This is a genomic window from Clostridium fermenticellae (genome assembly GCF_003600355.1).
Taxonomy (GTDB): Bacteria; Bacillota; Clostridia; order Clostridiales; family Clostridiaceae; genus Clostridium_AV; species Clostridium_AV fermenticellae.
On record NZ_CP032416.1, the window covers coordinates 290,275 to 311,842 of the forward strand.

20 protein-coding genes, 1 pseudogene and 1 riboswitch are annotated in these 21,568 nt (G+C 32.3%); of the genes and pseudogenes, 17 read left to right on the forward strand and 4 right to left on the reverse strand.

From position 1 onward, the window contains the following. The first annotated feature begins 51 nt into the window (after nt 1–51). The 7 genes and pseudogenes from cwlD (at nt 52) to D4Z93_RS01555 (ending at nt 7,200) form a co-directional block, all read left to right on the forward strand. Nucleotides 52–759 (forward strand): N-acetylmuramoyl-L-alanine amidase CwlD, encoded by a 708-nt coding sequence (cwlD, locus tag D4Z93_RS01525; RefSeq protein WP_119970001.1) that lies wholly within the window; start codon nt 52–54, stop codon nt 757–759. 110 nt (nt 760–869) lie between these two features. Beyond that, complete coding sequence (locus D4Z93_RS01530) at nt 870–1,829, forward strand: GntR family transcriptional regulator (protein ID WP_119970002.1); 960 nt, start codon at nt 870–872, stop codon at nt 1,827–1,829. 153 nt (nt 1,830–1,982) lie between these two features. Further along, nucleotides 1,983–2,825 (forward strand): fumarate hydratase, encoded by an 843-nt coding sequence (locus D4Z93_RS01535; RefSeq protein ID WP_119970003.1) that lies wholly within the window; start codon nt 1,983–1,985, stop codon nt 2,823–2,825. A 19-nt stretch (nt 2,826–2,844) separates the two neighbouring features. Further along, the gene (locus D4Z93_RS01540; protein ID WP_119970004.1) at nt 2,845–3,402 is read left to right on the forward strand and encodes a Fe-S-containing hydro-lyase; all 558 of its coding nucleotides are present in this window, start codon (nt 2,845–2,847) and stop codon (nt 3,400–3,402) included. A gap of 98 nt (nt 3,403–3,500) precedes the next feature. Next, nucleotides 3,501–4,214: a tetratricopeptide repeat protein gene (locus tag D4Z93_RS01545; RefSeq protein ID WP_119970005.1), complete on the forward strand. Its 714-nt coding sequence runs from the start codon at nt 3,501–3,503 to the stop codon at nt 4,212–4,214. 58 nt (nt 4,215–4,272) lie between these two features. Beyond that, nucleotides 4,273–5,888: pseudogene (gene ptsP, locus D4Z93_RS01550) on the forward strand (phosphoenolpyruvate--protein phosphotransferase). 79 nt (nt 5,889–5,967) lie between these two features. Then, a complete protein-coding gene (locus D4Z93_RS01555) occupies nt 5,968–7,200 on the forward strand; it encodes a tetratricopeptide repeat protein (protein ID WP_119970006.1) in 1,233 nt (410 codons plus the stop codon). A 372-nt stretch (nt 7,201–7,572) separates the two neighbouring features. Here the strand turns inward: D4Z93_RS01555 and D4Z93_RS01560 are convergent, their stop codons facing one another. Then, on the reverse strand, nt 7,573–8,955 hold the full coding sequence (locus D4Z93_RS01560; RefSeq protein WP_119970007.1) for an FAD-binding oxidoreductase: 1,383 nt from the start codon (nt 8,953–8,955) through the stop codon (nt 7,573–7,575). A gap of 391 nt (nt 8,956–9,346) precedes the next feature. Between D4Z93_RS01560 and trxA the strand changes: the two genes are divergently transcribed. Together trxA and D4Z93_RS01570 are read left to right on the forward strand one after the other, a co-directional pair. Next, on the forward strand, nt 9,347–9,664 hold the full coding sequence (trxA, locus tag D4Z93_RS01565) for a thioredoxin (RefSeq protein ID WP_119970008.1): 318 nt from the start codon (nt 9,347–9,349) through the stop codon (nt 9,662–9,664). An 11-nt stretch (nt 9,665–9,675) separates the two neighbouring features. Further along, nucleotides 9,676–10,539, forward strand: coding sequence for an NAD(P)/FAD-dependent oxidoreductase (locus D4Z93_RS01570; RefSeq protein ID WP_119970009.1), 864 nt, complete (start codon nt 9,676–9,678; stop codon nt 10,537–10,539). 39 nt (nt 10,540–10,578) lie between these two features. Here the strand turns inward: D4Z93_RS01570 and D4Z93_RS01575 are convergent, their stop codons facing one another. After that, a complete protein-coding gene (locus D4Z93_RS01575; protein WP_243105967.1) occupies nt 10,579–11,112 on the reverse strand; it encodes a cell wall hydrolase in 534 nt (177 codons plus the stop codon). Between the two features lie 2 nt (nt 11,113–11,114). Further along, a riboswitch (cyclic di-AMP (ydaO/yuaA leader) is annotated at nt 11,115–11,248 on the reverse strand. A 215-nt stretch (nt 11,249–11,463) separates the two neighbouring features. Here D4Z93_RS01575 and cdaA point away from each other — a divergent pair. The 3 genes from cdaA to D4Z93_RS01590 are packed head-to-tail and all read left to right on the forward strand — an operon-like array spanning nt 11,464 to nt 15,099. After that, the gene (cdaA, locus tag D4Z93_RS01580) at nt 11,464–12,312 is read left to right on the forward strand and encodes a diadenylate cyclase CdaA (RefSeq protein WP_119970010.1); all 849 of its coding nucleotides are present in this window, start codon (nt 11,464–11,466) and stop codon (nt 12,310–12,312) included. Further along, entirely contained in the window at nt 12,282–13,511 is a 1,230-nt protein-coding gene (locus D4Z93_RS01585; protein WP_119970011.1) for a CdaR family protein, read from the forward strand. Before cdaA ends, D4Z93_RS01585 begins: the two co-directional genes overlap by 31 nt. Then, a complete protein-coding gene (locus D4Z93_RS01590) occupies nt 13,501–15,099 on the forward strand; it encodes an NAD(P)/FAD-dependent oxidoreductase (protein WP_119970012.1) in 1,599 nt (532 codons plus the stop codon). The genes D4Z93_RS01585 and D4Z93_RS01590 overlap by 11 nt, the downstream gene beginning before the upstream one ends. A gap of 346 nt (nt 15,100–15,445) precedes the next feature. Here the strand turns inward: D4Z93_RS01590 and D4Z93_RS01595 are convergent, their stop codons facing one another. Together D4Z93_RS01595 and D4Z93_RS01600 are read right to left on the reverse strand one after the other, a co-directional pair. Next, nucleotides 15,446–16,084: a hypothetical protein gene (locus tag D4Z93_RS01595; protein ID WP_119970013.1), complete on the reverse strand. Its 639-nt coding sequence runs from the start codon at nt 16,082–16,084 to the stop codon at nt 15,446–15,448. After that, nucleotides 16,081–16,584, reverse strand: coding sequence for a flavodoxin family protein (locus D4Z93_RS01600; protein WP_119970014.1), 504 nt, complete (start codon nt 16,582–16,584; stop codon nt 16,081–16,083). Before D4Z93_RS01600 ends, D4Z93_RS01595 begins: the two co-directional genes overlap by 4 nt. 482 nt (nt 16,585–17,066) lie before the next feature. Here D4Z93_RS01600 and D4Z93_RS01605 point away from each other — a divergent pair, with 482 nt between their 5' ends. From D4Z93_RS01605 to D4Z93_RS01625, 5 genes are all read left to right on the forward strand, one after another. Next, nucleotides 17,067–18,047, forward strand: a complete 981-nt coding sequence (locus tag D4Z93_RS01605) for an asparaginase (protein ID WP_119970015.1) — start codon at nt 17,067–17,069, stop codon at nt 18,045–18,047. A 20-nt stretch (nt 18,048–18,067) separates the two neighbouring features. After that, nucleotides 18,068–18,526: an Lrp/AsnC family transcriptional regulator gene (locus tag D4Z93_RS01610; RefSeq protein ID WP_119970016.1), complete on the forward strand. Its 459-nt coding sequence runs from the start codon at nt 18,068–18,070 to the stop codon at nt 18,524–18,526. Between the two features lie 14 nt (nt 18,527–18,540). Continuing rightward, complete coding sequence (gene aspD / locus D4Z93_RS01615; RefSeq protein WP_119970017.1) at nt 18,541–20,178, forward strand: aspartate 4-decarboxylase; 1,638 nt, start codon at nt 18,541–18,543, stop codon at nt 20,176–20,178. Nucleotides 20,179–20,590: 412 nt separating this feature from the next. Continuing rightward, entirely contained in the window at nt 20,591–21,253 is a 663-nt protein-coding gene (locus D4Z93_RS01620; RefSeq protein WP_119970018.1) for a nucleotide-binding protein, read from the forward strand. A 101-nt stretch (nt 21,254–21,354) separates the two neighbouring features. Beyond that, nucleotides 21,355–21,564: a 4Fe-4S dicluster domain-containing protein gene (locus tag D4Z93_RS01625; protein WP_119970019.1), complete on the forward strand. Its 210-nt coding sequence runs from the start codon at nt 21,355–21,357 to the stop codon at nt 21,562–21,564. Nucleotides 21,565–21,568 lie beyond the last annotated feature (4 nt).

The following is a 21,568-nucleotide window of genomic DNA, read 5'->3' on the forward strand; positions in this document are numbered from 1 at the left end:
AAAGCACAAAATATGTTTGAAGTTATTTTGATTTTGGGAGGTAAATACAAGATGAAATTACAGAATAGAAGAAAATTGATTACATTAATGACTATTATAATTTTATTGACTTCAATACTTTTTACGGATGTTAAAAGTTGTGTTTCAGCACATGAAAACGGAAGTAAAAAAACAATACTTATAGATCCAGGACATGGTGGGATAGATGGTGGAGCACAGTCTAAAAGTGGGATATGCGAAAAAGATATTAATTTAAGTATAAGTAAAAAATTAAAAGACATGCTTGAAAATAATGGATATAAGGTAATAATGACAAGGGAAAAAGATATTGGATTGTATGATGATAACAAAACTATAAGGCAGAAAAAAGTTCAAGATTTAAGTAGAAGGTGTCAGCTTAAAAAGGACAGTAATTGTAACTTATTTATTAGTATACATCTTAATATGTTTTCAGAAACAGCCTATTCAGGGGCACAGGTGTGGTACTCTAGGAATCCGGAAAGTAAGGGAATAGCTGCTATAATTCAGCAAAACCTAAAAAGGGATTTAGATCCAAATAATAATAGAAAAGAAAAGGCGGCACTTGATTCATATAAAGTACTTAGATGTAACGATTCTATGCCATCAATTATCGTTGAATGTGGTTTTCTATCGAATGTATCTGAAGAACAAAAATTAAAAACAGATGAATATCAAACAAAGATAGCTAAAAGTTTATTCAATTCCATTGACCAGTATTTTAATTCTAGTAAGCAGTAGATTATTCTATAATGACAAGCTTGAAATTGAGTATAAATTATGATAATATTTAGCTGTATAATGGATTAGTCCATTAGTCCAATAAAAGCAAGGGGTGAGAGGTTAGTTCTATGCAGATTAGAGTTAATAAGGAGAGTGGAATTCCTCTCTATTTACAGGTAAAAAAGCAAATAATGGGTTTAATAAGAAGTGATACCTTAAATGTCGGAGATAAGATGCCTACTGAACGTGATCTTTCTGAAAGATTAAAGGTAAGTAGAAATACTGTAAGTACAGCTTATAATGAACTGGAACAAGAAGGTGTATTAAAGTCTTATCAAGGGAGAGGTACTTTTGTAGCTGAAGATGCAAATCCATGGAAAGTACAAAGTATAAGAGAAAAGATTGGTAAGTTTATTGATCTCGGATTTGAAGAAGCTCTTGAAGCAGGAATGGATGCTGATGAGTTTTTGGAAATAGTCAACCAAAGAGTAAGAGAAAAAAAGGATATAATGAGAAAGATAACGGCGTTATATATAGAATGTAATATTGAACAGTCCAGAACTTTCAGTAAAGAACTGATGGATAGCACGGATATGAATGTAATCCCTCTTACACTTCAGGACATAAAAAATATAAAAAAAGAGACAGAAGAACTTATCAAGAAAAGTCAGGTTATTATTGCTACATTTAATCATGTAAATGAAGTTGCACGAGTCCTTAAACCATTTAAAAAAGAAGTCATTGGAGTTGCTATAAATGTTGATTTGGAAACCATAGTAAAAATAGCAAGATATCCAGAAGGTACCCGTTTTAGTTTTGTTTGCATGTCCCAGGAATTTATGTTTAAGGTAAGAGGAGCTCTTGAAAAGGCGGGACTTGGAGATATAAATATTCAGTATAGTAATACCTGGGATAAAAACGAACTTAAAAAGATTATAAATAATTCTGATGTAATAATAGTTTCACCTGGAAGATATGACAATGTATCTAAAAATCTGACACCAGGAAAACAGATAATGAAGTTTCTATATAGTTTAGATGATAATTCTATAAAGACGCTTAAATCCAAAATGGTAGAAAACCAATAGCCTTTACTCAGGCTTTTGTATATATTGTATATAACAAAAAACAAACATCAGCGAAAAAATAGTGTATAATTATGTTATAAAAGGCAGTTTAAAGGCAGTTTAAAAACTGCCTTTTATACATTTTAAATAAGGAAAAAAGGAGTGAAAATTGTCATGAGAGATATAAGCACAGATGAAATAATTGAAGCTGTAAGAAAACTATGTATAGACTCGAATTATTATCTTTCAAAAGATGTTAGGGATAAAATTGAAAAAGCTCAAGCAGATGAAGACTCAGATATAGCTAAGGAAATACTTGATAAAATACTGGAAAATGCTGATATTTCTAAAAATGAAAATATGCCTATGTGTCAGGATACTGGCATGGCATGTGTTTTTGTAGAAATTGGACAGGAAGTACATATAGTCAACGGAAATATTGAGGATGCTGTAAATGAGGGTGTTAGAAGAGGATATATGGAAGGATATTTAAGAAAATCAGTGGTTAAAGATCCAATAAGGAGAATAAACACAAAGGATAATACACCTGCAATTATATACTATGATATAGTACCAGGAGATAAATTAAAGGTAACAGTTGCCCCAAAGGGATTTGGTTCTGAAAATATGAGTCAGATAAAGATGCTGAAGCCAGCAGATGGACTTGATGGTGTAAAAAAATTTATATTAAATGTCGCAAAAGAAGCTGGTCCTAATCCGTGTCCTCCAATGGTACTTGGAGTTGGAATAGGTGGAAATTTTGATAAGGCTGCTTATTTAGCTAAAAAATCACTTACAAGACCAATTAATGTGCGTAATTCTGATAAGTTTTATGCAGACTTAGAAGAAGAACTTTTAGATGAAATTAACAAACTTGGCATAGGGCCTCAGGGATTTGGTGGAAAAACTACAGCCCTTGCTGTTAATATTGAAACTTATCCAACACACATAGCGGGACTGCCAGTAGCAGTTAACATAAGCTGCCATGTAACCCGTCATGGGGAAGTAGTATTATAAATTTTTAGGAGGTAATAGAATGGAAAAACATATAACAACTCCATTTACAAAAGATAAAGCGATGTCTTTGAAAGCCGGAGAAAGTGTTTTAATATCCGGTATAATATATACTGCAAGAGATGCGGCACATAAAAGACTTGTTGAGCTCTTAGATAATGGACATGAATTACCTATTGATGTAAAGAATCAAATAATATATTATGCAGGACCAGCACCCGCAAAACCAGGAATGCCAATAGGATCAGTAGGCCCTACTACAAGCTATAGGATGGATCCATATGCTCCGAGACTAATTGATATAGGACTTACAGGTATGGTTGGAAAGGGAGTAAGGTCTGAGGAAGTAATAGAATCAATGAAGAAAAACAAAGCTGTTTATTTCGGCGCAATAGGTGGTGCTGGAGCACTTATAGCAAAATCAGTAGAAGAAAGTGAAGTTGTTGCATATGAAGATCTGGGATCAGAAGCTATAAGAAAACTTAAGGTAAAAGATTTTCCAGCAGTGGTTGTAATAGATAGTTTTGGGAATAACCTATATGAAATAGGAAGAAAAAATTATCTTGAATCAAAACTATAAGAAAAACTTATCCACATTTTTTGAATCATGTGAATAGATTTAGTGTTTGTATGTGGATAATAATAACACATGAGGTCTAAAAGGAGAGTGTAAAATATATGAAAATAGACTCTGGACATGGATTATTTGGCAGGCTATCACTCAAGAAAAAAGTAATATTATTTTGTGTATTATCTCTTATAGTAATTGGCATAGTAGTTAAACAGGCAGTTTATAATCATAATTTAAATGGGCAAAGCAAGATGCTTAATAAATTAGATGATAAAACTTCAAGTGAGAAAGGGAGAATAACTTCTAAAAACGCTGCGAAAACTGATAATAAAGACAAAATATATGAAGAAAAGTATAATCAAAGTTATAAGTATTTTAGTGATAAAAATTATACCGGGTGTATAAAAACAGCAGATGAAATAATAAAAGAAAGACCCGGTTTCTATAAAGCATATAATATAAAGGGAATAGCACAGTGTTATAGTAACAATTACACTGAAGGTATGAATAATATAGACGAATCACTTAAAATAAAACCTGATTTTGGATATGCTAGATTTAATAAAGCGCTGGCGTATGAACTTTATGGGTACTATGAAGATGCTCTTCTCTGGTATGATAAAGCACTTGAAGTTGAAAAATATGTATGGAGTTATTACGGTAAGGCTAGTATATATGGAAGACGAGGAGATGTTAAAAATGCAGTTAAGTATTTAAAGATTGCTATTAGTATGTCCTCTGATATAAAATCAATTGCTGCACAAGAAAAGGATTTTGCTCCAATAGAAAATTCAAAAGAGTTTCAGGATTTGATAAAGTAGATTAGGATAAAATTTTCTTATACATGTATCTATAGTAATATGGTAGGGAGGATTGGTTATGAAGAAAGGCATAGCGGCATCGAAGGGATATTCTATAGGTAAGGTTTTAATAAAAGAAGATATTGATTTGGAAATTGAAGAAAAAAAATAGATGATATAGAACTTGAAAAAGATAGATTAAATAAAGCACTTAAAAATTCTAAAGAACAGCTTATTAAAATAAAAGAGAAGACTAAACGAGAATTAGGTGTAGATAAGGCTGCAGTTTTTGAAAGTCATATAATGCTTTTAAATGATCCTGAGTTTGCGGGAACTGTAAAATATGGAATTGAAACAAAAAAAGTAAATGCTGAAAAGGCTCTCTATGATGTAATGAAGATGTATGAAGATATATTTGAATCTATGGAAGATGAATATATGAAAGAAAGAGGAGCGGATATAAAGGATGTTGGTAAAAGAATACTTGCCAATCTTTTAGGGGAGATTTCCATGTCATATGGAGATATGGAAGAGAACACAGTAATAGTTGCACATGATTTAACCCCATCGGATACTGCTAATTTAGATAAGAGCAAGGTAATAGCTTTTTTAACTGATATAGGTGGAAGAACCTCGCATAGTGCAATTATGGCAAGAACGCTTGAAATACCGGCAGTAGTTGGAATTAATGATATAACAAAATGCGTTAAAAATGGTGATATTGTAATTGTTGATGGTGTAGAAGGGATTGTAATAGTAAACCCGGATAAAAATACAATAAAAGAGTATCAGGCAAATAGACAGAAATATTTAGAGGAGAATGAAAAGCTTAAGAGGTTTGTAAAAGTTGAGACAATAACTAAAGAGGGAAAGAGAGTAGAAGTCTCAGGAAATATTGGAAGACCAGAGGATATAAAACAGGTTATAAAAAACGGTGGGGACGGAGTAGGCCTTTTCAGAACAGAATTTTTGTATATGAATAGGGATGATGCACCTAGCGAAAATGAACAATTTGAGGCATATAAATATGTAACTCAAAAAATGAATGGAGGACCAGTTGTTATAAGAACCCTTGATATAGGAGGTGATAAGAAACTTCCATATCTTAATCTGCCTGAAGAAATAAATCCATTTTTAGGATACAGGGCTATAAGGCTGTGCCTTGATGAAAAGGAACTATTTAAAATTCAATTAAGAGCAATGCTCAGAGCTTCCGCTTTCGGGAATTTGAAGATAATGTTTCCTATGATATCATCTTTAGATGAATTCTTAAAGGCCAGGGAAATTTTAAAAGAGTGTATGATGGAGCTCCAAAAAGAGGGTGAAGCATACAATGAAAATTTAGAGGTTGGAATAATGGTTGAAGTGCCATCGGCTGCTATATGCGCCGATGAACTTGCAAAGTATGTTGATTTTTTCAGTATAGGAACTAATGATTTAATACAATATGTATTTGCGGCAGATAGAATGAATGAAAGAGTAGCATATCTGTATAATCCGATGCATCCAGCAGTACTAAAACTTATTAAAATGACAATAGATGCAGCACACAGGGAAGGAAAATGGTGCGGAATGTGCGGAGAAATGGCAGCAGATGAAAAAGCAGTACCTACACTTGTTAAATATGGGCTCGATGAATTTTCTATGAGTGCGTCATCAATACTTAAGGCAAAGCAGCTTATAATTCAGGGCTAGAATTAATCTTTGATTGTTAGGAAAGGGTAATTTGTTATATAATAGTAGTAGAATTAATCGAATTAAGGAGAAATATCTTATGGATAAATCTAGAAGATTATATGCCAGAGCTTTAAAAATATATAATCAAGGTTGTATCTATAAAGCTATCAATTTGTGTGAAGAAAGTATAAGCCTTGATGCAAGTAATGTTGCTGCTTTAAATCTTAAGGGATTGTTATATTATTTAAACGGGGATCTTGAACGTGCACAAAAAACATGGAAAATTAATGCTCGTGTAAATAAAGACAGCGTAGCTCAAAAATATCTTGAAGATAGCAAAAAAGATAAAGTCAATCTTGAAAAATACATAAATGCCGTAAACGCAGTGAAAAACCTGAAAATAAATGAAGCACTTGAACTTCTTAAAATGTGTTCCGAAAGTGATTATAATTGCATAAATGTAAATAATTATAAAGCTTTATGCTATATAAAAAAAGGCGAGTACATAAAAGCACAGGAGTGCATAGATAAAGTGCTTAGTGTGGATAAAAGAAATTCAATGGCTAAAAAGAATATTAAAATGCTTGCAGAATATGATTTTACAGGAAAAGGGTATAATTTCAGAAAAATAGGAAAAACAATTTTGGCTGTTGTAATCATAGTCATATTCATCGGAGGAGTTTCTTTTGGAGTAAAAAGTATTATCACAAGGGAAAAAATAAAAGCGAGTAATGATAAGAAGGTAAACAGTGTAAATGTAAAAAAGACACAAATATCTAAAGAAAAAAAGAAGCCCTCTAAAGAAAATATAGAGAAATTTTCTGCAGGTACTATGCAGGAATACATAAATAATAAGGATTTTGAATCAATGTATAACTATTTTGAAAAATGGAAGGATAAAAATCTATCCGGTACAGATAAGGAACTTGTTCAGAATGCAGCTCAAATACTGTCAGGTGATGAGGCGGTAGAGTATTTTTATAATAGTGGATATAGTCTTATAAACAGTCAGGATTATGAAAAAGCCAAGAGTGGGTTATACAAGGCATATCAGTTTGGTTCTAATAATTATTTATATCCGCATATAATATATTTGCTTGGATTAAGTTATAACTCGACAGATGATAAAGCTAGTGCTGTAAAGTATTTTAATGAGTATGACGAGAATTTTTCAAATGGTGACTATGAAGATGCAGTATTATATGATTTAGTTATCATATATAAGGATACCGAGATAGCCAAGGCAAAAATGTATGCCCAAAAACTCACAAAAAATTATCCGTCATCCATATATAATAACTCTATAGTTAACTCCGTAATAAATCAGTAGCAGCATTCCTAATTAGTATAGGAGTTGTAGTTAAAAGTTAGTTTATGCCTGAGAGAGATGCTGACAAAATCCAGTACTATAAATGCTTTTAGTAATTCTAAAGCCCGGTATTTTGAAAATCTAATAAAGATTGATAAACTCGTACACTCAGACATATCAATCTTTATATATTTTCTAAAATACCGGGCTAAGAATTACAATAAAAGTATTTAATGTATCTATATTTTGTCAGCATCTCTCTCAGGCATAAACTAACTTTAAAATTACAAATCTTATAGGGTCAAGTCTAAGCTTACACTTACTAGAAATTTTTTACGTGACGTATTTTAGAAATCCCGGCCTGTGCATAAGTTAAGCTTTCATTTGTAAACCCTACACGATATTACCGCAATTTAATATGTTATTTGGATCAAAGACTTTTTTTATTCCTTCCATGATTTTAATTTCTCTGTCTGTATATTGAAGTGACATATAATTCTTTTTTGTTTTTCCAGTTCCGTGTTCGGCAGTTATAGTGCCGCCGTATTTTAAAGCAGTTTTATATAATTCCTTCTTGAATTCCTCATAATAAGAAGGCAGATTTCCATTCTCATCGGTTAAAATAAAATTATGGATGTTTCCATCACCTATGTGGCCAGCTGAAGGTATTTCTGTATTGTATTTTTTGGCGATTCTAGTTATATCATCTATGAAATCAGGTATGGATGAAGGAGGAACAGCCATATCGAGACCATCAGCTACATGTTCCTTGTAAGGAGTGTATACATTACTTCTAATATCCAAAATACGTTTCTGTTCCTTGCTGCTTTCTGCTATTATACTATCTACAGCATTATTAGCCTCACATATTTCAACTATTTTTTCGCTCGTATCATATAACTCATCCTCACTAGAACCATCAATTATAAAAATGAGGTCAACAGAACCATTTTCAGAAGGCCATGTAGTTCCTATATGTTTTGCAGCTTTAATTGCTATACTTCTCTCAACATATTCGATGGCACGTGGAGTGATACCGGATTGGAGTATAGCTGGAACGGAGTTTGCAGCATCTCTGGTTGAATCAAATGATACGACCAGAGTTCCGCTGTAGTTGCTTTTTGCATAAAGTCTTAAAGTCACCTTTGTTATGATTCCTAAAGTGCCTTCACTGCCAATTATCAAATGTAGAAGGTCGTATCCCATATTGTTTTTTAACAGTTTTCCACCAAGGGTCACCAGTTCGCCAGTAGGCAAAACAATCTCGAGTGCCTTTACATGATTTCTCATTATTCCATGTTTTACAGCACCGGTACCACCGGCGTTTGTTGCGACCATTCCTCCTATTTGTGCGCCTTCATCCCCGGGATGAACCGGAAAAAATAAATCACTGCTATTGCTCAAAATTTCCAGTAGGGATGCAAGAGTTACTCCAGATTCTACTGTGATCATCAAATTTTTTTCATCAAGTTCAACTAATTTGTTAAGTCTTTCAAGAGATATTATTATACTTGGTCTTGTAGGAATAACACCACTAACAACTCCAGTACCACCACCTCGTGAAACTACGGGTATTAGTTTTTCGTTTGCATATTTTAGAATTTCTGATATTTCTTCTGATGATGATGGCTTTACAACAATACACTCCTTCGAAGCTTCAGGACGAATCAGATTTTCAGTTTCATCGTATAAATACCCCTGTATTTGAGATAAATCATTTGTTGCAAAATCATTTCCGCATATTTGTTTTAATTTTTCAATTACTTCAGTTTTCAAAAGTTAGCCCCCTCTAATTATTAAAATTTAAATTTATTAATCTATTGTATAAAAAAACAGACGATCCGCCTTTGGACGAATGTCTGTTCACGGTACCACCCAAAATTTTTTACTTAATTGAATAATTATTTATAAAAAATCTACATAATTTTTAATATTTTATTAGAAAGCTTACTATAAATTTTAATGTATGTCAATAAATACTTTAAAAAATTTTTGACATCCTAAATTTAAAGTACATATATATTATTATAAAAGCAAAAAATATATATACAAAATTCAATCTGGTTTTTATTAATAATAATTATTAAAAACTATTGACTAAATACAATGGTTAATATAAAATAAAATTATAAAAATACCCCATAAGGGTATAAGGAGGTAGAAAGTTATGGTAAATGAAATAAAAGATACTAATTTTTCAGAAGTTATTGAAGAAAAAAAGGTTCCTGTAATAGTAGATTTTTGGGCACCTTGGTGCGGACCTTGTAAAATGCTCGGACCTGTTATGGAGGAAATTTCAGATGAATTAGATGGAAAATCGAAATTTTATAAATTAAATGTAGATGAGAATCCAGTTTCATCAATGGAATATAATGTAGCAAGTATACCTACAGTTATTATATTTAAAGATGGGAAACCAGCAAAAACTCTTGTTGGCTTCAGACCAAAAGACGCTGTAAAAGGTGTTATAGAAGATTATATCTAGAGGTGAATATTGTGGATGATAGATATGATATAGCAATAATAGGAAGTGGTGTGGCAGGATTATCAGCGGCTGTAAACTCAAAGATTAGGAATAAAAATATTATAGTGTTTGGAAATGAGAATTTGAGTAATAAGCTTAATATGGCTCCACGAATTAATAATTATCTTGGCTTTTATAATATAAAAGGAAGCGACCTTAAAGATAAAGTTAAAAACCATATAGATTCAATGGGTATAAGTATAACGTATGAAAGAATAAATGCAGTATATGCTATGGGAAATTATTTTGTAATGTCTGTAAATCAAAAAAATTATGAGTCTAGAGCACTTGTAATAGCAACCGGTGTACAGTCTGTGAATCTACTGAGAGGTGAACAGGAATTCCTTGGCAGAGGTGTTGGATATTGTGCTACGTGTGATGCACCTTTATATAGAGGAAGAGTCGTGACAATTGTAGGCTATAATAAAGAAGCAGAAAAAGAAGCCAATTTTGTCGGTGAACTTGCATCAAAATTGTACTATGTACCTATGTATAATAAGGATTTAAAGCTCAACAATAATATAGAAATAGTATTGGATAAACCAGTTGAAATTGTAGGAAATAATAAAGTAGAAAAACTTGTATTAAAACATAGAGAAATAAATACAGATGGAGTTTTTATACTAAAAGACAGTATAGCACCCGATCAACTTGTTCCAGGAATAGAACTTGATGGAGGGCATATAAAAGTGGATGCTAATATGAAGACAAATATACGCGGTTGTTATGCTGCCGGAGATTGTGCCGGAAAACCATATCAGTATATGAAAGCAGCTGGTCAAGGTCAAATTGCAGCTTTAAGTGCTGTGTCATATATAGATTCTCTACAAAAATAAAAATATCCCTGAATTTTAAAATTCAGGGATATTCATATGTTAATTTACAACGAAGAATACATGATTTCCTATTGCTTTTACATTCTTTTTATTTATATCTTTCATCCATCTTGATGTCGCTATTTGTGGATTATAGAAAAAAACTGCTTTTCCTGTTGGATCATATCCTTTTAAGGCTTCTAAAACTGCTTTGTAACAGGTATCTGTCTTAGGTGCATTGATTGTTCCATTACTATTTACACAAGAGAAAGCACCTTTTTGAGTTACCACTCCTTCTATTGTCTTTGGAAATTCGGGATATTTTAATCGGTTTAAAATCACAGAAGCAACTGCAACCTTTCCTTCAAATGGTTCACAATTACTTTCTGCATATACCACTTTTGACATTAAATCTAGATCGTTTTGGGTAATATAAAGTTTTTTATCATAGTAGTTGAAAACTTGAACCACCTGTTCTTTTTCATTAAACAAGTTAGTTTCAGAAGTAGTGTTTTCCACTGCGCTTACTTTAAATGGAACAAATATTAAAAGCCCTAAAAAGATAACCATAAAAATAAAAAGTTTTCTTTTCAAATAAATCATCTCCTTTTACCTACGAGGTTAGCTGACGGGTTCGGTAAAGGCATAACCTACGAATAAACGATTCACCCCAAGATACTGGTTTCCCCGCGTTTTAAATATAATTTGAAAACTTAGGCTAGTAGTATTGTAACCATTAGTTAAAAAAAATTCAAGAGACTTTATTATTTTTATTAATATTTTATAAATTAGATTTTCTTTTGATATAAAGAAATATTAAATAGTGTATAATTAAAGATAAGGCGAAATTTTATATTAATTCAAGGCATATCCCCTTTAATTTAGTCATAAGAGTTATTATTAGGACATTAAAGTGATAGTGCACTTAATAAAGGAGTGAAATAGGTGGAGATATTAGACATTGTAATCAATTCGGTAAAAAATATAAGTATATTTTCGGTAATGGACATATTAGTGGTTTCATATATTTTTTATAAAGGTTACATGCTAATGAAGGAGACTAGAGCTGAACAACTTTTAAAAGGTATCGTATTAATTTTATTTCTTATTCCTGTAAGTGATCTTTTAAACCTTACCATGCTTAACTGGATATTATCAAAGACGATTACAATAGGTGTGTTATCTCTTATAATTATATTTCAGCCAGAAATACGAAGTGCACTCGAACACCTTGGAAGGACAGCTTTTACTGACAGACAGATATTTGCAAATGAGGAAACTGTACAAAAAGTAGTTAATGAAATCGTAACTGCAATTGGAAATTTATCAGTTTCAAGAACAGGAGCCCTTGTAATAATAGAGCAATTTACAGGACTTGAGGATATAATAAAAACAGGAACAAGGATAGATGCGATTGTATCGTCTGCTCTTCTTGAAAATATATTTGTAGTTAATACTCCACTTCATGATGGTGCAACTATAATTAGAAATGACAGGGTAGTGTCTTCAGGATGTTTTTTGCCGCTTACAGAAAATAGAGAATTAAATAAAAAACTCGGTACAAGGCACAGGGCAGCAATCGGAATTTCAGAAAAATCTGATGCTATTATAATTGTTGTATCAGAAGAAACGGGAACTATTTCGCTTGTTTTAAATGGTAATATGACTAGAAATTATACAGAAGAGAAACTCAGAAGTACGCTTACAAAAATTATAAAGAAAAGGCAGCATAAAAAGTTAACCTTTAGAGAGCGGGTGATTCAATGGATAAAAAACAAAAAAGACACCAGGTGATAGTGAAGGTATGCTGTGTAATAGTTTCATTTATATTGTGGCTTTTTATATATAACGTTGAAAATCCTGTAAGAGAGAGGAAAATAGTAGTACCTGTTCAGGTTATAAATAGAAATGTACTTATGCAGTCAAATATAATATCAGTGGATGATGAAAATTTAACTGTAAAATTGACTATAAAAGGAAATGCATCAGACTTGTATGCTGTTAAATCATCTCAATTTGAACTGACATCAGATTTGGGATCTTACGTAGTAAAAAAAGGTAAAAATAAAATACCGGTTCAAATAAAGAAAAGCCCAAGTTCAGTCAGGGTTGTAAATAGTGACAATCTGTGGGTTAATATAAATATTGAAGATTTAAAGAGTAAAGTGGTTCCGGTTAAATTAACGCTTTTGGGAAAAGCGAAAAGCGGCTTTTACGCCCGGGAACCAAAACTAAGTTCGACAAAGGTTACAGTTAAAGGTGCTAAAAAAGACATAGAAAAGGTTGCAAAAACTGAGACAATGTATAATATACAGAACATTTCAAAAGATGTTAATAGAAAAGTTTACTTAAAAGCAGAAGATTCCCAGGGAAATATAATAAAGAATGTAGAAATAGAACCTAAATATTTAGATATGTCTATTCCTGTTGTGAGAGTTAAAAGTGTACCGGTAAATGTAAATTTATCAGGAAACTTAAGTGATTATGGAATAAATTCAATACTTCCAATGAATTCAAATGTGGATATAACTGGTAGTGATGCAGAAATAGCTAAAGTATCTAAAATAGATACAGAGGGAATAGATATAAGCAGTATAAATGGCAGAGATTCAATAGATGTAAAAGTAAATCTTCCTTATGGTGTTACGCTTTTAAACGGAAGTGATACAGTAAGATTAAAGGTGGATTTTGATAAAAGCTCTCAAAAGCAAGTGAGCGTTAATATACAAACTGTAAATCTTGATAGTTCATACAGTGCAAGTTTAAGTGCAAGTACTGTTAATGTAGTGGTTTCAGGTTCCAAATATGCAGTAGATAATCTTAAAGATGGTGATATATCAGCTTCTGTAGATTTGAAGGGAGTTAAGCAGGGACAAAATACAGTTCCTATAAATATAACTTTGCCATCTGGAATAACTGAAGTTTCACAAGATATAAATCAGGTTACAGTTACGGTGAGTGAAAGGAATGGGGAAACAAAGAATGCCGGTTAAAATAAATAATATAATTTTAGATATAAATGATGATCTAAGTGAAATAAAAAATAAGGCAGCTAAGAAAGCGAAAATAAGAACAGGTGATATAAAGAATCTGAAAATAGTAAAGGAATCTATAGATGCCAGAAGAAAAAATACAATAAAATTTGATTATGCCGTTGAAATAGAATGTGAAGATGAAGAAAGGGTAGTAAATAGTGCCAGGTCTTCAGATGTTAGAATTGCAAAACAGGAGTTTAAGGAAGATTTTGAATTCGGGAAAAATAAAATGGAACATAGACCTATAATAATAGGAATGGGGCCTGCAGGAATGTTTGCAGGTCTTTTAATGGCTGAGAATGGATATAGGCCTCTTATAATTGAAAGGGGAGAAAATGTAGATAAAAGAACAGAGGAAGTTAATAAGTTTTGGGAAAGCGGTAAGCTTAATTTAGAGAGTAATGTCCAGTTTGGAGAGGGAGGTGCGGGAACATTTTCCGATGGGAAACTCACATCCAGAAGTAAAGATTCAAGATGCCGTTTTATAATTGATGAGTTTGTAAAAAGTGGTGCACCTCAGGAGATAATGTACACAAATAAACCTCATGTAGGTACTGATGTCTTAAAAGGAGTAGTTAAAAATATAAGAAAAAGAATAATAAGCTTAGGTGGAGATGTGAGTTTTAATAGCAAACTTGAAGATATAGTTATAAAAAATAGCAGAATCAGAGCTGCAATTATAAATGGAGAAGAAATTCCATGTGAAAATCTTATACTTGCACCCGGTCATAGTTCCAGAGATACTTATGAAATGCTCTATAAAAGAGGAATATTTATGGAAGCTAAAGACTTTGCAATTGGAGTTAGAGCAGAACATCTTCAGGAAATGATAAATAGAAATCAATATGGCAAATATGCAAATCATCCAAGGCTTAAGGCAGCAGATTACAGGCTCACATATACAACAAAGTCGGATAAAAGGGGAGTTTACAGCTTCTGTATGTGTCCAGGAGGAGAAGTTGTTGCGGCAGCTTCAGAGGATAAACGACTTGTAACAAATGGAATGAGTAATTTCAAAAGAGACAAGAAAAATGCAAATTCCGCAATTGTAGTATCAATTAGAAAGGAAGATCTTGGTGGAAATGGGCCCCTGTCTGGAATGGAGTTTCAGAGGCATTACGAAGAACTTGCATACAATCTTGGTGGAGGAGAATATTTTGCACCGGTTGAGATGCTTGGAGATTTCTTAAAGGATACATCTTTAAATAAAATCGGGAAAATAATTCCTACATATAGACCGGGATGGGAATTTAAAGATCTTAGAAAGTGTCTTCCAACATATGTAGTAAATGCATTAAAAGAAGGATTTACTAATTTTGATAAAAAGATAAAAGGATTTGCAGATAACGATGTAGTGCTAACGGGTATAGAAACGAGAACATCGGCTCCAGTTAGAATTACTAGAAATGAAAGACTTCAAAGTATATCTCTTGAAGGGTTGTACCCATGTGGTGAAGGAGCAGGATTTGCAGGTGGTATAGTGTCAGCAGCAGTAGATGGTATTAAGGTTGCAGAAAGCATAATGAGGGAATACGCACCTTATTAGAGTATATTGTGTATTAAGCGTTGTTGTAAGTACATAAGTATAATTCTTACGTAGTGGAATACTGTAAGGCTTTGATACGTTAAAACTTTTTATAAATCTAAGACTTGTGCTGTGAAGAATCTAAAAAACCTGGATAAACTCGTACCTCAAACAGTATCCAGAACTTTAAGATTTTTCACAGCACTTCGTCAAGATTTATAGAAAAAGTTTTAAATGTGTCTTCAGCCTTACAGCATTCCACTACGTAAGAATTATATTTATGTTTGCAAGAGATAACTCTATATTATATTCATGTATCTATGATCAATGCTTAATACGAATGTATGTATTTTTGAGGCAATATGTGTTATCTCTTCAAAAATAGGTCTTTTTTCTGCAAACCATTTTTCTTAATTAATTGCTTCCATCCCATTTCTGCCGAAAATTTGTATAAAAATCTTGGAAAATTTGCTGTAATAAATATATTTTGTCCTGGAGAATTTTTTAATATATTTTCTGATATTTTCTTTAGTGCCTTTCCTAAATTTTTCTTAGGGCCATGACCGAGTGGAATACTTTCTGTTGCTGTAATCATTCCGCCTGCTCCGATTCCAATGCCCTGTTTCCAATTAAGGCCTGCCTTAAAAGACCAGTTCTCCATAATTTCAAGTGCTATTCTGTTTTGATGCCCTTCATAGAATCCACAATTGACCAGTGCATATACATTAATGTCTTTTTCATTTAATTCTGAAAATATTTGTTCTAGCTTTATAAAGCAGCTGATAAGATGAGATGGAATAGCATCTACATATAAAGGAAATGCAAAAATTAAAGTATTGCACTTAGTTAATTCAGATATTTCTTTGTCATCCAACTGAGGTTTTCTAAAACAGTATTCATAAATTGTATTATCATCATTTTTTAAAAGATTTTTAAGTTCCTTTAATATGTAACCAGAGGCGCTGTTTTTAAATTTAGGACTCCCATTTATAAGAGCTATTTTCATATTATACCTGCCTCCAATTCTGTAATGTCATGAATAAATGTGATTCCTGTGACATTGCAATACAGATTGATTGAATTTGCTTTTATTAACTTTTTAGCAGTTTGTTTTTCTTTTTTTGTCATAGCATTGCTATAAAAATATACTCTCATATTTATATTATTCTGATATCTTCTCATATGATGCATTTCTTTATTTCGTATTACAAAATTAGGCAGTATATAAGATATACTTCGATCTAATACATTCTTAATGAATGGACTAAACCCGCCATAACAACATTTGCTTATGATAATTAATTCATTACATTTTGACAGAAGCTCTCCCATATCTCCATAATTATCACGTATCACACAAGCTGCAGGTGTTTTTACCCAGCAGCCAAAACATCCTGTACAATTATGGATTATTCCGTCATTCGAAATAATCTCTGTATCTTTTAATGGATCCGGAAATAATTTTTGAAAGTCACTTATTTCCAAATCATGTATTATTAATTTCATTTTCAATACCTCGTTTATTTATAATTATACCATTTAAACTCCATTATGGTTACTAACTTTTGTAAACCATTTTATTTATAGGGTTTGTAATTACAAGCTTAAATTATACTTCAGTTGACATTTCCAAAATTCGTCACCTAAAAAATTTCTAGTAAGTCTAAGTTTGTATTTATAAAAATCTAAGCAGATTTTATAAACTCGCAGACTCAAACATATAAAATCTACTAAGATTTTCAAAAATGCTTCACTAAAACTTACTAAAAAATTTTTTAATGTGCCTACATTTTGGAAATGTCAGCTTACGTATAACTTAATCCTGGAATTACAAACCCCATAAATAAAGACATTTTTAAAAATAAGCAGATATGGAGTAAATAAGTAATTAAATAAAGTAAGGCTGGCAGATGACCTAACTTTATACATGTACACTTAAAAAATCGTATGCTAAAATTAAGTTAATTTAAATGAGAAGGGGCAGGTCAATGAAAAGAGTTATTGTTATATTTACCGGCGGAACGATATCCATGAAAAAAAATGAGAGTAATAGATCAATGCCATCTATGAGTGGAGAGGATATATTAAAAATTATTCCGGGAATAGATGAAGCTGCCAATGTGGATTGCATGGATTTTTCAAAAATATCAGGTCAGCAAATGCCTCCAGAAAAGATGTTTGAGCTGTCCGGTGTAATAAATAAAAAGATTAAAAATGGAGGATATGACGGAATAGTTGTTACTCATGGTACCGATTCAATTGAAGAAACTGCATATCTTGTGGATTTAACCTATAATGAATCAAAACCGGTAGTATTTGTAGGGGCAATGAAAATAAGTTCTGATCCCGGATGGGATGGGGCAGGCAATTTGATAGATGCAGTCAAGGTAGCAGCATCAGATGATGCAAGAAGTAGAGGTGTTATGCTTGTTATGAATAAAGAAATACATGTGGCATCTCAAGTTACAAAGACTAATACATGTTCTCTTAATACATTTAGAAGTTTGGATTTCGGACCAATAGGATATGTGGACAATGGAAAGCCATATTTTTACTATAAATATACTAAAAGGCAATATATTGATACAGATAAAATTGATACTAAAGTAGATCTTATAAAGACATGCTGTGGTATGGATGATAAAATGTTAAAATTCTGTATTGATTCAGGAAGCCATGGAATAATAATTGAAGGAATGGGAAGAGGCAATATTCCTCCAAAAATGGTAAGAGGTGTTGAGTACGCAATAGAGAAAAATGTTCCTGTAGTTCTAGTATCGAGATGTATATCAGGAAAGGTCACCGATGATTATGGTGATGAGGGTTCAGGAGGAGAACTTAGGGAAAAAGGAGTGATCTTTGGAGATAACCTTCCCGGACAAAAAGCTAGAATAAAGCTGATGGCTGCTCTAGGATATACAAAAAATGTGGCTGAAATAAAGAAGATTTTTGAGGAAAATTATTATTAATAATAGAAGGTGAGCCGGCAGTGGATAGTACTGATTACAATATAATAAAAATATTACTCGAAGATGGAAGAATATCTATGAAAGAACTGGCAAAAAAAGTGTCTTTAAGTCCTCCGGCAGTTGCAGAAAGAATGAAAAGACTTGAAGATGCAGATATTATATCCGGATACAAGGCAGTTATAAACTATAAGAAACTAGGCAAAACTATCGATGTACTTATAAATGTAGACATGAAGGTTCAGAAAACGGCAAAGTTTATGGAATTTATAAAGCATGAGGATTCTATAGTTGAATGTCATCATGTTACAGGACCTTATTGTAAAATATTGAAGGCAAGGGTAAGTGATATCAAAAGTCTTGAGATACTTGTTGAAAAAATACAGAGATTTGGGAACACAGAAACGTTTATAGTGCTCTCTTCAGTTGTAAAAAATCAGATAGAATTTGGTTCTGACGAAAAATTAGATAAAGATAAATAATTAGGAGGGAAATTATGGGAAATTGTAATCTTCAACGTGAGGAAATAGAAAGAGTTTATGGAAAAATAAGTCCTTTTGAACTTAAAAACAGGCTTATAAACCTGGCAGGAGAGGCAAAAAAAAGAGAAGCTCATACACTTTTAGATGCCGGAAGGGGAAATCCCAATTGGATTGCGGCATCACCAAGGGAAGCTTTCTTTACATTTGGACAATTTGCTGTAGAAGAGAGTAGAAGAACCTGGAACGATAATGATTTAGGCGGTATGCCTAAAAAAGATGGAATTGCAAAACGTTTCCTTGAATTTATAGATAGAAGTAAAAATGCAAAGGGAACTGAACTTTTGAAGAAAATGATAAACTATGGTGTTACAATAAAAAGATTTGATCCAGATGATTGGATATATGAACTTGCAGACGGAATAATAGGGGATAACTACCCTGTTCCGGATAGAATGCTTAAGCATGTAGAGAGTATTGTACATGATTATTTAATTCAGGAATTATGTTATAATGAGCCGCTTGAAAGAAAGTTTGATCTCTTTGCGGTAGAAGGTGCTACTGCGGGAATGTGTTATATTTTTGACAGTTTGATTGCAAATAATATATTGTCAAAGGGAGATAAAATTGCAATTATGGCTCCTATTTTCACCCCTTATCTCGAGATACCACACCTTCCAAGGTATAATTTTGAAGTCGTGGAGGTGGTGGCAAATGAGGAATATAAAGATGGCACGTGCAGTGGACAGTATTCCGATGAAGAACTTCAAAAATTGTGCGATCCAAATATAAAAGCACTATTTGTTGTAAATCCAAGCAATCCACCATCTGTTGCAATTAAACCTCAAATAGTAAGTTACTTAAAGGAGATAGTTGAAAAACATAATCCTGATCTTATGATCATTTCGGACGATGTTTATGGTACATTTGTAGATAATTTTCATTCTTTAATGGCAGATCTGCCTTATAATACAATAGGAGTTTATTCATTCTCAAAGTACTTTGGAGTGACTGGCTGGAGACTTGGAACAATAGCATTATATGAAGACAATGTATTTGATAAACATTTAAAAGAACTTGACTGCGATAAAAAAGAGAGGGCGGCAAGGAGATATGCAGCGTTATCAACTAACCCGGAGACAATACCATTTATTGATAGAATTGTCGCAGACAGCAGACAGGTTGCATTAAATCATACAGCAGGATTGTCAACGCCCCAGCAGGTTCAGATGGCATTTTTCTCATTATTTGCATTGGTAGACAAAGGAGACAGGTATAAAAAACTCACAAGGAGTATATGTCACAGACGCCAAAAATTATTGTTTGACGGACTTGGACTTAAAGTGAATGATAATCCTTATGACGCTGCTTATTACACGCAGTTTGACCTCCTTGAATGGGCAAAACATAATTATAGTGAAGAATTTGTGAGATATCTTGAAAGCAATTACAAACCGATTGATGTGTTAATGAAACTTGCAGAAGAATCATCAATTGTACTTTTGGGTGGAAGTGGTTTTCACGGACCAGAGTGGTCTATAAGAATATCACTTGCAAACCTCAGTGACGAGTCCTATTCTGTCATCGGAGAGGTAATTCACAAGATACTGGAAGGTTATGCACAGGAGTGGAAAAAATCAAAACCTATTTTATAATAAAATAGGTGGGGCGAATTTATTACCCGCTAAGTAGTTACTTATTAAGGTTTATGTTTAAGAATTTTTAATTAAAAAAATGCACACTTCCGCAAGTAGAGTGCATTTTTAGTTTTTTGAGTTTTTTCTTTAAATACGAAGAAAATAGGAGCATATAAGATATATTATAGTTAATTGAACTTATGCAATTAAATACTAAAGTTAAAATATATTAGAAAATGTTTTCAGGTTATGATATAATATAGATGAAAATAGAAATAATTCATCGAAGCCAAAAAATGAATAAAAAAATTCATACACTCAAAATACTGCATTATTTGAATTGGCTTTTTTGAATGGATTTCTATTAAATTATATAAAATTAATTGAATACGTTTACTTGAAATGTTTCTTAATGTAAGAGGTGATTTATATGAGCCGTATAAATATTTTAACGGGACATGCTGGCAGTGGAAAAACTGAGATAGCCATAAATTGTGCAGTTAACTTAGCTAAACGCGGGGAAAAAGTTGCAGTTGTAGATATGGATATTGTAAACCCGTATTTTTGTATCAGAGATATAAAAAAAGAACTTGAAGACACCGGCGTAAGGGTTATAGCTGCAGATGCAAAGCTTTCAAATGCAGAGCTCATGGTAGTGCCACCAGAAGTCATATCGGTATTTGACGATAAAAGTTATAAAGTCATTATGGATGTAGGTGGAGATGATAGAGGAGCCATAGTCTTAGGCCAGTATAACGGATATTTTAAAAAAGAAGAGTATTCAATGTATTTTGTTATAAACAATAACAGGCCATTAACCATTCAAAATAAAAGCGTAGAAGATTATATGCAATCCATAGAAAGAGCTTCAAGGCTCAAAGTAACACACCTTATATCAAACACAAATATGTCATATGAGACGACCCCGTTAGATATAATAAAAGGGGACGGGAAAGTTTTAGAATTGTCTCAAAAAATCAATATACCATACAAATATGTAGTTTGCTTAAAGAAGCTTGAAGAAGAAGTAAAAAATAAAGTTCATGCAGAATTACTTACAATAGATACTTATATGAAGCCGCCTTGGGCGTAAAATATAATTTTATTTCGACTGTTTCGCGGATATATGTAAAAGTATATTTGCGAAATTATATAAATAATATGTTTTATAAAATTTAGGGAGGGAGTTTTGTTATGCCAAAAGTAACTTTTAGGGAAGAAAGATGCAAAGGCTGTGGGCATTGTATAAATGCGTGTCCTAAGAAAATCATAGATTTTTCAAGTAAACTTAATTCCAAAGGATATCATCCAGCAGCAATAATTAAAGACAAAGCTAAAGAGTGTATAGCATGTGCATCATGTGCAAGAATATGTCCTGACTGTGTAATAACAGTTGAAAAGTAAATAA

Bases quoted from the DNA above. Each gene is read 5' to 3' on its own strand.
- cwlD (WP_119970001.1), top strand. From the start codon at position 52: ATGAAATTACAGAATAGAAGAAAATTGATTACATTAATGACTATTATA.
- D4Z93_RS01530 (WP_119970002.1), top strand. From the start codon at position 870: ATGCAGATTAGAGTTAATAAGGAGAGTGGAATTCCTCTCTATTTACAG.
- D4Z93_RS01535 (WP_119970003.1), top strand. From the start codon at position 1,983: ATGAGAGATATAAGCACAGATGAAATAATTGAAGCTGTAAGAAAACTA.
- D4Z93_RS01540 (WP_119970004.1), top strand. From the start codon at position 2,845: ATGGAAAAACATATAACAACTCCATTTACAAAAGATAAAGCGATGTCT.
- D4Z93_RS01545 (WP_119970005.1), top strand. From the start codon at position 3,501: ATGAAAATAGACTCTGGACATGGATTATTTGGCAGGCTATCACTCAAG.
- D4Z93_RS01555 (WP_119970006.1), top strand. From the start codon at position 5,968: ATGGATAAATCTAGAAGATTATATGCCAGAGCTTTAAAAATATATAAT.
- trxA (WP_119970008.1), top strand. From the start codon at position 9,347: ATGGTAAATGAAATAAAAGATACTAATTTTTCAGAAGTTATTGAAGAA.
- D4Z93_RS01585 (WP_119970011.1), top strand. From the start codon at position 12,282: ATGGATAAAAAACAAAAAAGACACCAGGTGATAGTGAAGGTATGCTGT.
- D4Z93_RS01590 (WP_119970012.1), top strand. From the start codon at position 13,501: ATGCCGGTTAAAATAAATAATATAATTTTAGATATAAATGATGATCTA.
- D4Z93_RS01595 (WP_119970013.1), bottom strand. From the start codon at position 16,084: ATGAAAATAGCTCTTATAAATGGGAGTCCTAAATTTAAAAACAGCGCC.
- D4Z93_RS01600 (WP_119970014.1), bottom strand. From the start codon at position 16,584: ATGAAATTAATAATACATGATTTGGAAATAAGTGACTTTCAAAAATTA.
- D4Z93_RS01605 (WP_119970015.1), top strand. From the start codon at position 17,067: ATGAAAAGAGTTATTGTTATATTTACCGGCGGAACGATATCCATGAAA.
- aspD (WP_119970017.1), top strand. From the start codon at position 18,541: ATGGGAAATTGTAATCTTCAACGTGAGGAAATAGAAAGAGTTTATGGA.
- D4Z93_RS01620 (WP_119970018.1), top strand. From the start codon at position 20,591: ATGAGCCGTATAAATATTTTAACGGGACATGCTGGCAGTGGAAAAACT.
- D4Z93_RS01625 (WP_119970019.1), top strand. From the start codon at position 21,355: ATGCCAAAAGTAACTTTTAGGGAAGAAAGATGCAAAGGCTGTGGGCAT.